The organism is Gilvimarinus gilvus, from assembly GCF_030518155.1.
In the GTDB taxonomy this organism is placed as follows: Bacteria; Pseudomonadota; Gammaproteobacteria; order Pseudomonadales; family Cellvibrionaceae; genus Gilvimarinus; species Gilvimarinus gilvus.
The window spans coordinates 1-365 of record NZ_JAULRU010000416.1 but is presented as its reverse complement, the minus strand read 5'-3'; the positions used below and the strand labels follow the sequence as shown (position 1 = coordinate 365).

At 60.0% G+C, this 365-nt stretch carries 1 pseudogene; it reads left to right on the top strand.

Annotated features, from left to right (window positions below):
* A pseudogene (locus tag QWI17_RS06850) lies at positions 1-365 on the top strand (catalase/peroxidase HPI); the annotation flags it as partial.

Sequence of the window (365 nt, the reverse complement as noted above, 5' to 3'; positions counted from 1 at the left end):
CACGCAGGTTCCACAAAGACCCAGACGCCTTTGCTGACGCTTTCGCGCGTGCCTGGTTCAAACTGACGCACCGCGATATGGGACCGGTCAGCCGCTATGTCGGCAGCATGGTTCCCACCGAGCAATTGATCTGGCAAGACCCCGTTCCGGTGGCGGACTACGATCTGATCGAAGAGCAAGACATCACGGCGCTGAAGTCGCAAATACTGGCTTCTGGCCTGTCAGTCTCGCAACTCGTCTCAACCGCATGGGCCTCTGCGTCGACGTTCCGTGGCAGCGATAACCGTGGTGGAGCCAACGGCGCGCGTTTGCGGCTCGCACCGCAAAAAGACTGGGAGGTGAACACGCAATCGAACTCAGGCGAG